This window comes from Ancylobacter aquaticus (genome assembly GCF_004339465.1).
Lineage (GTDB): Bacteria > Pseudomonadota > Alphaproteobacteria > Rhizobiales > Xanthobacteraceae > Ancylobacter > Ancylobacter aquaticus.
The window spans coordinates 45,535-59,212 of the sequence record NZ_SMFY01000003.1; the positions used below are offsets into that span (position 1 = coordinate 45,535).

The 13,678-nt window shown below is 65.5% G+C and carries 3 protein-coding genes and 3 pseudogenes; 4 read left to right on the forward strand and 2 right to left on the reverse strand.

Going from position 1 to position 13,678, the window contains the following annotated elements; genetic code table 11:
- Positions 1–72: 72 nt before the first annotated feature.
- Both EV667_RS16345 and EV667_RS22935 read right to left on the reverse strand, forming a co-directional pair.
- Complete coding sequence (locus EV667_RS16345; protein WP_131836434.1) at positions 73–8,559, reverse strand: GH36-type glycosyl hydrolase domain-containing protein; 8,487 nt, start codon at positions 8,557–8,559, stop codon at positions 73–75.
- A 353-nt stretch (positions 8,560–8,912) separates the two neighbouring features.
- A pseudogene (locus tag EV667_RS22935) lies at positions 8,913–9,068 on the reverse strand (TetR/AcrR family transcriptional regulator); the annotation flags it as partial.
- On the opposite strand from EV667_RS22935, the pseudogene EV667_RS16355 reads away from it, so the two are divergent.
- The 4 genes and pseudogenes from EV667_RS16355 to EV667_RS16370 form a co-directional block, all read left to right on the forward strand.
- Positions 9,067–9,258, forward strand: a pseudogene (locus tag EV667_RS16355) (SDR family NAD(P)-dependent oxidoreductase); the annotation flags it as partial. The pseudogenes EV667_RS22935 and EV667_RS16355 overlap by 2 nt on opposite strands.
- Positions 9,259–9,350: 92 nt before the next feature.
- Positions 9,351–10,352: an NADP-dependent oxidoreductase gene (locus tag EV667_RS16360; RefSeq protein ID WP_131836435.1), complete on the forward strand. Its 1,002-nt coding sequence runs from the start codon at positions 9,351–9,353 to the stop codon at positions 10,350–10,352.
- A 114-nt stretch (positions 10,353–10,466) separates the two neighbouring features.
- A pseudogene (locus EV667_RS16365) lies at positions 10,467–10,814 on the forward strand (SDR family NAD(P)-dependent oxidoreductase); the annotation flags it as partial.
- A 544-nt stretch (positions 10,815–11,358) separates the two neighbouring features.
- Positions 11,359–13,053: an alpha/beta hydrolase gene (locus EV667_RS16370; RefSeq protein ID WP_245516206.1), complete on the forward strand. Its 1,695-nt coding sequence runs from the start codon at positions 11,359–11,361 to the stop codon at positions 13,051–13,053.
- Positions 13,054–13,678 lie beyond the last annotated feature (625 nt).

Here is a 13,678-nt window from a genome sequence, read left to right on the forward strand (position 1 = left end):
TGTCTGCCGCTGGGAGGGGCCGCACGCTCCAATGACGTGTCCGGACCGACGGCTTCGGTTCTGTCGCCTACCTCAGGTCCGAGGACCGCCGACGACCAAGCGATGTGCCGTGCCATCCAGCGGTACGCGAAACGCTCCATCGACGCGCTCTACCGAAGCTCCGTCCAGCCGCGCCACGACGTCCGCCCGGTCCCGTGCCGGCCCAACCACGATTTCGTATTGCGTTCCGGCAATCGTCACCCGCGCCTCGAACCCCGGCCAGTCCTCGGGAATACAGGGCGATACGGTGAGATGCGCGCCCTCCTTCCTTATGCCGAGAATGCCCTCGATGCCGGCGCGGTACATCCAGGCGGCCGAGCCGGTGTACCAGCTCCAGCCGCCGCGCCCGGCATGGGGCGCGACCGAGTAGACATCCGCGGCCAGCACATAGGGCTCGGCCTTGTAGGTCGCGACCTGACCCGGCGAGGTGCCGTGGTTGATGGGGTTGAGTAGTGCGAACAGCCCATGCGCCTTTGTGCCGTCGCCGAGCCTCGCGAAGGCGAGGATCGCCCACATGGCGGCATGGCTGTACTGCCCGCCATTCTCCCGCAGCCCCGGCGGGTAGCCCTTGATATAGCCGGGATCGTGCGGCGTGCTCTTGAAGGGGGGCGTGAACAGCAGCGCGATGCCCTCCTCGCGGCGCACCAGATGCTGCTCCAGCGAGGCCATGGCCTGCGCCGCACGGCCCGCCTCGGCCGCGCCTGAGAGCACCGCCCAGGATTGGGCGATGGAATCGATCCGGCATTCGTCATTGGCGCTGGAGCCGAGCCAGGAGCCGTCATCATAGGTGGCGCGGCGGTACCATTCGCCGTCCCAGGCCTCGCGCTCGATCGCCGCGCGCACGGACTCCGCATGGGCGCGCCAGCGCGCGGTGCGCTGGGGATCGCGGGCCTCGGCGAGCGGGGCGAACATCTCGACCGTGCGGATGAACAGCCAGCCGAGCCAGACGCTCTCGCCCTTGCCGCCCTCCCCGACCCGGTTCATGCCGTCGTTCCAGTCGCCGGTGCCCATCAGCGGCAGGCCGTTGGCACCGGTGAGCTCGACGCACTGATCAAGCCCGCGCGCACAATGCTCGAACAGCGAGGCGCTCTCATGCGATTGCATCGGCTGGAAGAAGGCGTCGTGCTCCCCCGCCCGCAATGGCGGTCCCTCGAGGAACGCCACGTCCTCGTCCAGAACCGGCTCGTCGCCCGCCGCAGCGATATAGGTGGCGGCGGCATAGGCCAGCCAGACCCGGTCGTCGGAAATGCGGGTACGCACACCCTGGCCGGAATGCGGCAGCCACCAATGCTGCACGTCGCCCTCGACGAACTGCCGGGCGGCGGCGCGCAGCAGATGACGGCGGGTCTCCTCCGGCTGCGCGAAACTCAGCGCCATGCCGTCCTGCAACTGGTCGCGGAAGCCGTAGGCCCCGCTCGCCTGATAGAAGGCCGAGCGTCCGCGGATACGGCAGGCGATGGTCTGGTAAAGCAGCCAGCCATTCAGCATGATGTCGGTGGCGCGGTCCGGCGTCTTGACCTGCACCGCGCCGAGCAACCGGTCCCAATGGTCGGTGACGGTCTTCAGCACGGCGTCGAGATCGGTCGCGCGGTAGCGGGCGATCAGCACGCGCGCCTCGTCCGCTGTGCGGCATTGGCCGAGCGTCGCGACGATCTCCACGCTTTGGCCGGGTTGCAGCACAATGGTGCTCTGCAACGCAGAGCATGGGTCCAGCCCGGCGCCGGTCTTGCCGGAGAGCGGCACCTTGCCCATCAGCGCGGCAGGCGCCGAAAGTTCGCCATTTCGGCCGAGAAACTCTGTGCGGTCGGCGGTCCAGGCGGTCTGCATCCCGCCGAGATCGGCAAAGGCCACACGCCCATGGCCGATCGCGCTCCACGCGTTTCGAGCGAATAACGCGCCGGTGGTGACATCCATCTCGGTGGCGATAAACGGGGCCGACGCGCCGCGCACGGTGCCGAGCACCCACTCGACATAGGCCGTCACCGTGAGGCGGCGCACCCGGTCGGAGCTGTTGGTCAGCGTCAGGCGCGAGATCTTGATCGGGTCGGCCAGCGGCACATACTGCAGCAGGTCGAGCGCAACGCCGTTGGCCTCGTGCGAAAAGCTGGAATAGCCGAAGCCGTGGCGGGCGATGTAGCTGCCGCCGTCGCGAATGGGCAGCGCCGTGGGGCTCCAGACATCGCCGGTCGCCTCGTCCCTGACATAGATTGCCTCGCCAATCGGGTCGGCGACCGGGTCATTCGACCACTGGGTCAGCTGGTTTTCCCGGCTGTTCTCCGCCCATGTATAGCCGCTGCCGTCCGCCGAGACCTGGAAGCCGAAGCCGCTGCCGGCGATCACGTTGATCCACGGCGCCGGCGTCGTCTGCTCTCCGCTGAGCTGGACGACATATTCGCGGCCGTTCTTGTCGAAACCGCCAAGCCCGTTGAAGAACTCCAGCGACAGCTCGGCCGGAGGAACGAACGGCGCCACGGCCCGATGGCGGCGCTTGGCCAACGCGCGCGGCAGGAAGGCCGGGATATAGCTGAGCTGGTTCGCGATGGAGCCCCGACGCGCCGAGAGCACGACGCGAGCGACCGATTGCAGCAGCCCGCGCCCTTCCAGGCTCATCAGATCGGTGCGCAGCACATGAACCGTGCCCTGCCCCTGCTCGTCGCCGAAGCGGGGGCGCGACTGGCTTGAGCGCACGGCCGTCTCGATGGCGATCTGCAGGTCCTGCACATAGGACGAGGCATGCTCGTTGAGGATGACCAGATCGACCGCCAGCCGCTTCATGCCCCAATATTCATGGGCGCGCAGAAGCTGGCGCACCTGCGCCATGTCTTCGAGATCGTCGATCCGCAGCAGCACGATCGGCAGATCGCCGGAAATCGAATACTGCCAGAGCGCCGATTGCGGCCCGGCGCCGCGCATGATGACGTCGGAGGGCACGCGGAAACGGGAATCGGCGTAGAGGATCGGCGCGGCAAGCCGCTGGAAGTCGGCGGCCTCCTCGGCCTTCACATCGAGATGGCGGAGCTGCACCTGCGCTTGCGTCCACGCCAGCGTCTTCGTCCGCTCGAAAGCGTTGCGGTCATGATGCTTGTCGACGAGGTTGAGCAGTTCCTCGCGCGACGACGCGACCAGCGTCCAGAAGGCGACGCGCACGGTGCGACCGGAGGGCACCGTCACGCGGTGGCGCAGCGCAAAGACCGGATCGAGCACGGTGCCGACGGTATTGGACAGCGGCGCCCCCTCGCGGATGACGGCCGCCTCGGCCGGTTCGCGGTTGCGGCCGAGGAAGCGGGCTCGATCGGTCTCGTATTGCGGGGGATCAAGCATCTCGCCCTCGATGACGGCGAAATGTGCGGCCCAGACCTCTGCCTGGTGCGGCGAGCGCAGCCGGCGGGTGGCGATCAGCGCGCCGAATTCCGGGCGGTGCTCGGTTTCGACGAACATCTTGGCAAAGGCCGGATGCGCGTTGTCGGTCGCGGGTGTGGCCAGCACCAGCTCGGCATAGGAAGTGAGTTCGATCTCGCGTGCCCGCCGCCCGCTATTTGTCAGCGAGACGCGCCGCACCTCGCCATCATCCTCGCCGGACACCAGCAGATCCATGGTGGTGATGAGCGACGGGCTGCGGTGGATGAACTCGGCGCGGTCCTCGGAGAACACCACGTCGTCATGCTCGGCAGCAACGCCGAAGGGCTGGGCGCCGGCCGACCAGAGATCCCCGCTCTGGCTGTCGCGCAGGAAGATGTGCGAGCCCTGCACGTCGCGCGTCGCATCCTCGCGCCAGCGGGTCACGGCGATGTCGCGCCAGCGGCTGAAGCCGGTGCCGGCAGTGGTCACCATGACGACATAGCGACCATTGGAGAGCAGATGCGTCACCGGGGCGCCGCCCGATGGCGGCTTGAGCGAGCGCACGTTCGGCGCCTCGCCGGGCTGCCCCCTGGTGGAGGCCTTCACCTCTTCGGCGCGGGGATAGGCGACGATCACGTTTCGCGGCATGCGCTCCTGCAACAGCAATTCGCTGGCCTGGATGATCGGCTCGCGATGGAAGCGCGCGCGCATCTTCCCGCCGCCCAGCACATTGGCGATGGCGACGATCGTCATGCCCTGGTGATGGGCCATGAAGTTACGCACGATGGCGACACTGGCATCGTCGGGCAGTCGGGCCGGGGTGAAGTCCAGCGCCTCGTAGAAGCCGTAGCGCCCGCCTGCCCCCATAGCGGCGAGCCGGGCGAAATTCTCCCGCGCCCCCGAGGGGTCGATCATCGTCGCCAGCCCCGTGGCATAGGGTGCGATCACCAGATTGTCCGACAGGCCGCGCTTCAGCCCCAGGCCTGGCACCCCGAAATTCGAGTATTGGTAGGTGAATTCGAGATCGCGCGCGTTATAGGCGGATTCCGAGATGCCCCAGGGCACGCCGAGCCCGCGCGCATAGCTCTGCTGGCGCGCCACCACCAGTCGGTTGGTCTGTTCCAGCAGGCTGCCGGTCGGCGCCCGCATCACCAGCGAGGGCATCAGATACTCGAACATCGAGCCGGACCAGGACACCAGTGCGGACCCGCTGCCGAGCGGCGTCGCCGTGCGCCCGAGCCGGAACCAGTGCCGTGTAGGCGCGTCGCCCTTGGCAATGGCGAACAGGCTGGCGAGCCGGGCTTCCGAAGCCAGCAGATCGTAGCAGCTCGGGTCGAGGCAATTGTCGGGAACGCTGTAGCCGATGGAAAGCAGCTTCCGCTCGGGATCGAGCAGGAAGGCGAAATCCATCGCCAGCGCCATGTCGCGCGCGGTCTGGGCGATGGTGCGCAGGCGGTTGCGCAGCGTGCGGGGCGCATCGGCGAGGTAGAGCCGATCGCGCTCATGCTCAGTCACTGCAAGGCGCAGGCGTTCGGTCCAGAATACCAGATCCGGCATGCCGCTCTCATCCGCCGTCGGCGCCAGGTCGGCGGCGAGGCGCGACGCCTTCTCGGTCAGACGTATCAGGGCCGGCGTCGAGGCCTCCAGCCCCTGTCCGCCGCGCAGCAGCGCGGCTATCTCGACGAACAGGCCGTCCAGCTGGCCGGCGCGCTCGTCGGTGGCCACCACCTGCGTCGTGCCCAGCGCCTCGCGTGCCAGCGCGATGGCATCCGCCATGCCGGCCTCGGCCTCAGCCGTGAGCGGTGCGGCGATCCACTCCTCGCAGGCGACGGCGACGACGAGAAGATGGCCGGCGAGATTGCCACTGTCGACCGAGGAGACATAGGCCGGCTCCAGCACCCGCAGGTCGCGCGTACCGTACCAGTTGAAGAAGTGCCCCTTGAAACGTGCCAGGCGCTGCATGGTCGACAGCGTCGCCTCCAGCCGTTCGACCGTCTCCATCGTCCCGGACCAGCCGAAATCGCGCGCCGCCACCGATGACATGAGGTAGAGCCCAATATTGGTCGGCGACGTGCGGTGAGCGATCACCGGCTTGGGGTCCTCCTGGAAATTGTCCGGCGGCAGCCTGTTCTCGGCCGGCGTGACGAACGTCTCGAAGAAGCGCCAGGTGCGGCGGGCGATCAGCCGAAGAGCGTCGGCATCATTGACAGAGACCGCCAGCGTCTTGGCGATGGGCGGCGAACGGCTCGCCCAGAAGGCCAGCGCGGGCGCGGCCAGCCACAGCAGGGCGAAGGGCAGGATGACGGGCCACGATTCCGGCGCCCAGGCGAAGGCACCAAGCGTCATCGCCAGCCCCAGCACGGTGCCGCCCTGCATCCCCCGGTAAAAGCCGATGAGATCGAGCCGGGGCTGCGCGCTGGACACCGCTGCCGTGGTCCATTCCAGCAGATGCTTATGGCTGACGAACAGCCGGAACAGCGTGCGGACCACCGCATCGGCGAGCCGCCAGCTCTGATCGGGGAGAAAGGCGAAGGTGAACACGGTCTGCAGCACCGCGATGCGCAGATCGTCCGCCAGCGCCGTCACATGGCTGAGCAGCCGGATTCCGACCCCGCGCGGCACGATGGAGAACAGCGCCGGCAGAAAAGCGGGGATCGCGATCGCCACCAGCAGCGCCAGCACGGCATGGACATTCCACGGTGCCGGCGCCAGCCAGCTCACGCCCAGCGCCGCCAAGGTGAAGGGCATCACCAGCGAACGGCGCAGATTGTCCAGCATCTTCCAGCGGCCGAGCGTGGGCACCGCATGGGCGCCCGAGCGCAGGCCGAACACCCAGGGCAGCAACTGCCAGTCGCCCCGGGTCCAGCGGTGCTTGCGCTTGGCGATTACATCGTAGCGGGAGGGAAAATCCTCCACCACCTCGATATCCGAGGCAAGACCCGCGCGGGCATAGATACCCTCGAACAGATCGTGGCTCAGCAGCGCGTTTTCCGTGATGCGCCCGGCGAGCGAGGCCTCGAACGCATCGACATCATAGATGCCCTTGCCGGTGTAGGAACCCTCGCCGAACATGTCCTGATAGACATCCGACACGGCCGCCGCATAGGGGTCCATGCCGCCGGGGCCGGAATAGACGCGCTGGTAGAGCGAGCCGTCGCGCCCGATCGGCAGCGAGGCCGTCACGCGCGGCTGCAGGATCGCGTAGCCGCCCACGACGCGCTGCTCGGCGACGCTGAACTGCGGCCGGTTGAGCGGGTGCGCCATCTTGCCGACCAGCCGCACCGCCGCATCGCGCGGCAGGCGGGTGTCGGCGTCGAGCGTGATGACGTACCGCACGTCCGCCGGCACCTGCGGCGGCTGGCCGTGGAGCGCGATGAAGCTGGTATCGGTGGCGCCGCGCAGCAGGCGGTTCAGCTCATGCAGCTTGCCGCGCTTGCGCTCCCAGCCCATCCATTTGCCCTCGCCATCGTTCCACACGCGGTGGCGGTGCAGCAGCAGGAAGCGGAGCCCGGACGGCGCCGGACCGTAGCGGCGGTTGAGCTGCGCGATCGCCGCCGTGGCGGTGGCAAGCAGGGCCTCGTCGCCCTCGACCGTCTCCTGGTCGGCATCCATCCCGTCCGACAGCAGCGCGAAGGCAAGATCGCCGCTGGAGCCGGTGAGATAATGCACCTCCAGCCGCTCGATCTGCTCCAGCAGATCGGCCTCGCTGGTCAGGAGCGTCGGAACGACCACCAGCGTGCGCAAGGCGGTGGGAATCCCGGCCGCAAGCTCCAGCCCCGGCAAGGGCGAGGCGCCGAACGAGCGCGCCACGCCCCGGTTGACCAGCGCGCTCGCCGCATCCGATGCCGGCAGGAAGGCGAGCGGCGCCAGCAGCAACGCCCAGCCGGCAAAGCCCCCGGGGACGTCGAGCCACGCATAGGCGAGTATCAGCAGCGCCAGCGTGGTGACCAGCACAGCGACCGCATAACCGTGGACTCCGAGCGGCGTGTTGAGCCGCGAAATCCACAGCCGCACCGGCGGGCGGAAGCCGATGCTCGTCTCCAGCGCGAGCCGACCTCCGGCGATCAAATGATAACCGGGATCGCGCGACCTCTGCTCTCCGAGGACCGCGCTGGCACTCAGGGCGCGGCGCGCGACCTCCAATTCGCTGACGGTCGAGCCGCGCGCCAACTGCTCGATGGCGCTGCGGTAGAGATTGCGGGTTGCGAAGTCCATCTCGTCGAAGCCGCTGGCGCCGCTCAGCGTGTGGTCGACCAGGCTGACGCTCTCGAACCATTCCGCCCAGTCGATGTCGGAGATCGAGCGCATGCTGGTGATGACATTGCGCACCGTGACATTTGACGCCCCCTGCCTTTGCTGGGCGTGCTGAACCACCTCGTCGATCGAGGAACCTTGCAATTTCAGGCGCTCATCGAGCCATCCGAGCGCCGGGGTGGTGCGCGGATCCTGGTCTCGCAGCCGCTTGGCCAGTTGCGCCGCGAACAGTTCTGACAAAGGCTCGGACGAGCGGGCCACGATATCGCTGTCGAGCGCAAAGCCGGCGAAGCCGGTCTCCAGCACCCGGTTCGCCAGCGCGTCGGCCTGCGCCCGCGCCTCCTGGCCGACCATGATCTGGTCGGTCAACCGGCGCAGATTCTCGATCAGCACGATCCGCAGCGTAATCGCCACCGCCCACAGCTCGCCGATCGAGAGCGGCTCGACGGTTTGATAGGAGGCAACAAAGCGCCTCAGAATGTTCGGGTCGACATGGCTGTCGGTGTGGGCGACGAACGCCCAGGCGAGGCCGAAGACACGGGGGTAGCCGGCGAACGGTCCTGCGGCGAGCTTGGGCAGCTGGCGGTAATAGCCCGGCGGCAGGTCGTCGCGGATCTCGCGGATCTGTTCCTCGACGAGGTGATAATTGTCCAGCAGCCACTCGGCCGCCGGCACAACCCCGTTCCCCTCCTCCAGCGCGGCGGCACTGGCGCGATAGGCCGCCAGCAGCACCCTGGCATTGTCGTTCAGGCGGCTTTGCAGGGAGACGACGACCGGGGGATGCGACGAGACCAGTTGGGCCGCCGCGAGGCTTTCGGCATGCTGCTCAAGCCGCTCGACGCCGAACAGCTCCTCCCGGACAGGGGCCGTGTCGCTCCAGGGCGCGGACGAACGACGGTCGAGAACCGCGCGCAGTGTGGCCAGCATGTTCGCCTTTCAGCCCATCATCGCGCCAGGGATGAGGGGGCGGAACGGGCCATGTCAGTTAAGCCGCAGCCTCGGGAGAGGTTCCGGTTAGGCGAGTAAGGGGCGGTCGTGGTGGTGTCATTGCCGACATTACAGCATTTGGCGGCCCAGCGGCGAAGTCATCCGTCGGGTTCGCCGAAGCCGCCGTCACGTCGTGTGGAGGGACCGCCGGCAGCGAAGCGGATCAATCACCCGGGCTGTTTGAGGTGCCATGTGGAATCTGCGCGGGAGATGACAAAGCTCGCCGTTGTCGCCCCTCAACATCGCTCAATAGCGCAGAATCGGCGGTGTTTGGCGGACCGCGTGGACCGGAATTACAGGGCTCCCCCGTCCTCGATCCCCGCCTCGATCCAAGCCCGGGTTTGCTCGAGAATTTCGTCTGAAAAAGCGGGGTCATCAATGGCACGGGCGAGTATGACCGCCCCGACCATCGCCGCCCAGCTTCCAATCGCTGCCTGACGCCGGTCTGCCATGACCGGGGTGATGGACGTCAATGAGCTGGTCGATGCGGCCATGACCGGCTTCGACCGCCGCGAGGCCGTCACGATCCCGCCGCTGCCCGATGTGGAACAGTGGAACGCGTTCCAAGCGGCGCGTCAGGCCATGCTGTCGAACACCCGCCAGGAACACGCCGCCGCGCGTTACCGGACGGCCGACTGAGCCTTTGCCCACCACGGCCAGGCTCGCCGGCAACAGTCCCGGCCCTCCCACCGGTGGCGGGTCATCCGCAGGAACCCAGAGAGCACACCATCATGAGGGCCTTCATCCTCGATACGTACCAGAAGAGTGGCATCCTGCGATTGGGCAATAGACCGGAGCCGGCAGTGGGGGATGAGGATGTGCTGGTCGAGATCCACGCCGCCGGGCTCAACCCTCTGGATTCCAAAATCCGAGATGGCGCCTTCAAACCCATTCTTCCCTATCGCCCGCCGTTGATTCTGGGGCACGACCTGGCGGGATGGGTCGTCCGCGTCGGGGCCAATGTCCGCCGCTTCACGGCGGGGGACGAGGTCTATGCCCGGCCGCGCGATGGACGGGTTGGAACCTTGGCAGAGCGGATTGCCGTCCATGAGGATGATCTCGCGCTGAAGCCGCGGAACCTGACCATGGAGGAGGCAGCGTCTATACCCCTGGTCGGGCTCACCGCCTGGCAGGCCCTGGTCGACCGGGCCGGTCTGCGCAAGGGGCAGAAGATCCTCATCCACGCGGGTTCGGGCGGCGTCGGGACCTTCGTTATTCAACTGGCCAAGCACCTCGACGCGACGGTCGCGACGACCACCAGCACCGCCAATGTCGATCTGGTCCGAAACCTCGGCGCCGATGTCGTGATCGACTACAAGACTCAGGATTTCGACAAAGTCCTGACGGGTTACGACGTCGTCCTGAACAGCCTGGACGGCGACACGCTCCACAAGTCCCTGAGCGTGCTGAAGCCCGGCGGGAAGCTGATTTCCATCTCCGGCCCGCCGGACCCCGATTTCGCCCGGCAACAGGGGCTGAACTGGGGGCTGCGGCAGCTCATGCGCCTTTTGAGCTTCGGCATTCGCCGGAAGGCGAAAGGCCGGGGGCTCGCCTATTCCTTCCTGTTCATGCGGGCGGATGGCGGGCAGTTGAGCCAGATCACGGCGCTGATCGAGGCCGGGGCCATCCGCCCGATCATGGACCGGGTCTTCCCGTTTGAAGCGACCAACGAAGCCTTGGCCTATCTCGATACCGGACGGTCCAAAGGCAAGGTCGTCGTCCGGCTGAAGTGACGGCATCGTCGCCTCACCCTGACCCACGGCCGGCCCTGCGGCGCCGGCCGACGGTGACTATTTGGGCCGCGATGGCGGACCCGTTCCCTCGTCCCGCAAACCGGATCAGCAGCTATGTCCTCACACTCCCCGAAAACCGCTCTTGTGACGGGGGCGTCGTCCGGCATTGGCCGGGCGAGCGCCGAGGCCTTGGCACGGGCCGGCTTCACCGTCTTCGGCACCAGCCGCAAACCGAGCGGAACCGCTCCGAGCGAGGTCACAATGCTGGCCTGCGACGTGACGGATGACGGCTCGGTGGCCGCCCTCGTGTCGCAGGTGCTCGCACGCACCGGGCGCATCGACGTGCTCGTCAACAATGCCGGCGTCGGCATGTTCGGAGGCGCCGAGGAATCCTCGGCCGCGCAGGTTCAACACCTCTATGACGTCAATCTGTTCGGCGTTGTCCGGGTCATCAACGCGGTTAGAACGGGATGACGTTCGACCTTGGAAGGAGGGCGTTGGTCTTCGGCCAAATGGTGGTTTGTGGACGACCCGCCTATTTCAGCTTCGAGCGCAAAGGTAACTAGATGCGGTTATCACGGATGTCCCGCTTATGGGCCGGGGCCGTTGCTAGATCAATGACCGAGATGGCGGCGCAAGGCGGCTGTCGCTGAAGGGCGGCTATGGGTCAGTGGTGCCGGCGACACCTTAATCCGCTCCAACGGATGAATTTCGTGCGCTGCCCCTGCTTGCCGCGCTCGATCCATGCCTGCATCGGGTGTCATGAAACCTCGACGATCCGCATATCCGGCAGCAACGCGAGCCGTCGGTCGGCTTCCTTTTGGCGCGCCGACGAAACGCCCCGCTGGCGCTCTGCCGCCGCGCCTACAGCCTAGGGCGCCTCGTGTCCTCGCTCGTCGGAGCAACCCTCCGGCCATCGATGAACTAGACACCAAGGCCTCAAGAGGCCATCGATATAGGTCCAAACAGCAAGCCCAGACGCAGAGCGGCATTCCGAGGATCAGGTTTGAAACGACTATTGTTGGTTAGTGCGCTTAAAAGCATAGAGCGTTCATTGTGCGGGTTCGGACTCGCAGTCGGAGCTTTGTTCTTCGCCGCCTCGTTAACTCCCAGTCTCATTCCGCGCAGCTTCGAGATTCAGGGAGTTCTTGCGGGCGTCGCGTTCAGTTCCGGTTACGGGATAGGCGTCCTTGTCCGTTGGCTGTGGCGCTACCTGGAAATACCCAGTCTCAGTGCTCGGGTTTTAAATTACACGACGCTGGCATCAGCGGTCATTTGCTTGTGCATCGTGCTGCTCGCCTTGCGTCAAGCCGGCATCTGGCAAGATTCGGTTCGGGGCGTGCTAGGTATGGTACCAGTCGATACTGGCTACCCCTTCAGCGTCAGCCTGATTGCCATTGCAACTTTTGTGACTCTGCTTTTCGTGGCGCGCGGCCTGATTGGGATAGGACGACGTATAGCAAACAAGCTAAACAGCTTCCTCCCACTTCGGGTATCCATCGTCGCCGGCATCGCCATCACTGCCGTGTTGACCACAACCATAGTAAATGGGGTGCTCGTCGACTATGCGTTTCGCGCTCTAGATCGATCGTTTGAACGATTGGACGCCTTGATCGAGCCGGATCGGCCGCAGCCGCTCATCGCTGAGCGCGCGGGAAGCCCGGGATCGAAACTTGAATGGCGCAAGCTAGGACGAACCGGAAGAGCATTCGTTGCCTCAGGGCCAAGTGCGGCAGAGATAAGCGATTTCACCCAAAAGCCGGCGCTTGAACCGATAAGGCTCTACGCTGGCCTTCAGGTCGCCGAGACGCCGAGTGAGCGCGCTAAATTATTGCTCGACGAGTTGATCCGGGTAAATGCCTTTGATCGCGCCGCGTTGGTTATCATAACTCCAACGGGTACGGGATGGGTGGACCCGTCTGCCATAGATGGACTTGAGTTCTTGTTCAGTGGCGACGTCGCCAGCGTTGCTTTGCAGTATTCCTATTTAAACAGCCCTCTATCGTTGCTGTTCCAACCGGAACATGGGCTTGAATCGGCAGAGGCTCTGTTCCGGGCGGTTTATGGTCACTGGAAGGGACTCCCAGTCAACGAGCGCCCGGAGCTCTATCTTCACGGCCTGAGCCTTGGAGCGTTTAACTCTCAGCGGTCGATAACGTTTTTTGACATCCTTGGAGATCCGATCCACGGGGCCGTCTGGAGTGGAGCACCTTTCCCAAGCGAGAAATGGCGGTCGCTCACTGAGAACCGCGATGCGGGCTCCACCGAATGGCTTCCCGTGTTCCAGAAGGGACGATTTGTGCGGTTCATGAACCAGGACGGCCCTCCTGCGGGAAATACAGCACAATGGGGCAGCGTGCGTTTCGTGTACTTGCAGTACGCAAGTGACGCGATTACTTTTTTTAACAAGAGCCTGTTCTATCAAGAAGCTGACTGGATGAAATCGCCGCGTGGTCCGGACGTTTCTCCGGCGATCAGGTGGTATCCCGTCGTGAGCATGCTCCAAGTGCTCATAGACATGCCCTTGGCGGACACTGTCCCTATGGGATACGGGCACGTTTATGCGCCAGAGCACTATTTGAACGCATGGTTGGAAGCAACTGGGATTGAAGGGTGGAGCATTGAAGACGTCGACGCGCTCAAACAACATTTGAGAACTAGGGGCCAACGCGACGATGGATACGAGTATCGCGGTGGCTAGGCTGCTGAGTCGAGGGCCGCGAGGTGAGATCTGAATAGGCTACGCGGGAGGGCCGAGATAAGGGCTGACGAACGAGCTACGCGCCGTGCTTCGCTGATGTCCGCTTATGGCCGGGGCCGTTGCCAGATCAAAGGCCGAGATGGCGGCGCAAAGCGGACATATCGCATTGGCGCGTCGGGGAGCGCCCTTGGGGTTAAAAATTCACATTGGAGCTGAGGCCGTCGAATTCGGTGGCGAAGAGGCTGTCGAAGCAGCAAAGACGTTTAGCCTTGATGCTCCCGCGAAATAGCGCGACGCCAGCGCTGGATCATTCATTGGCCGAATGGGCGATCCCTTGATCTGACCTCCTGACGCGCTGGCCTTCCGCTTCAACTCGACTCCGGTGAGCCTACACGTGCCTTGGCGGCGTGATAGGGAGATCGGCTCTGTTACCGCTTGCACCATGGCGTGCATGTTGGGGCTGCGCAGCAAGCTGTCCCCTCTTCCCAAAAACCCGCGTTCAATTCCGGTGCCATAATAGGGCAAACCATGGGGCGCATTTTCCAAACCCCCGACGTTTCAGTTCGCGGGCTCGGGTGGCGAGGACGGGGGAGGAAGGCGCAAGCGCTGCGAAATTCCCAAATTG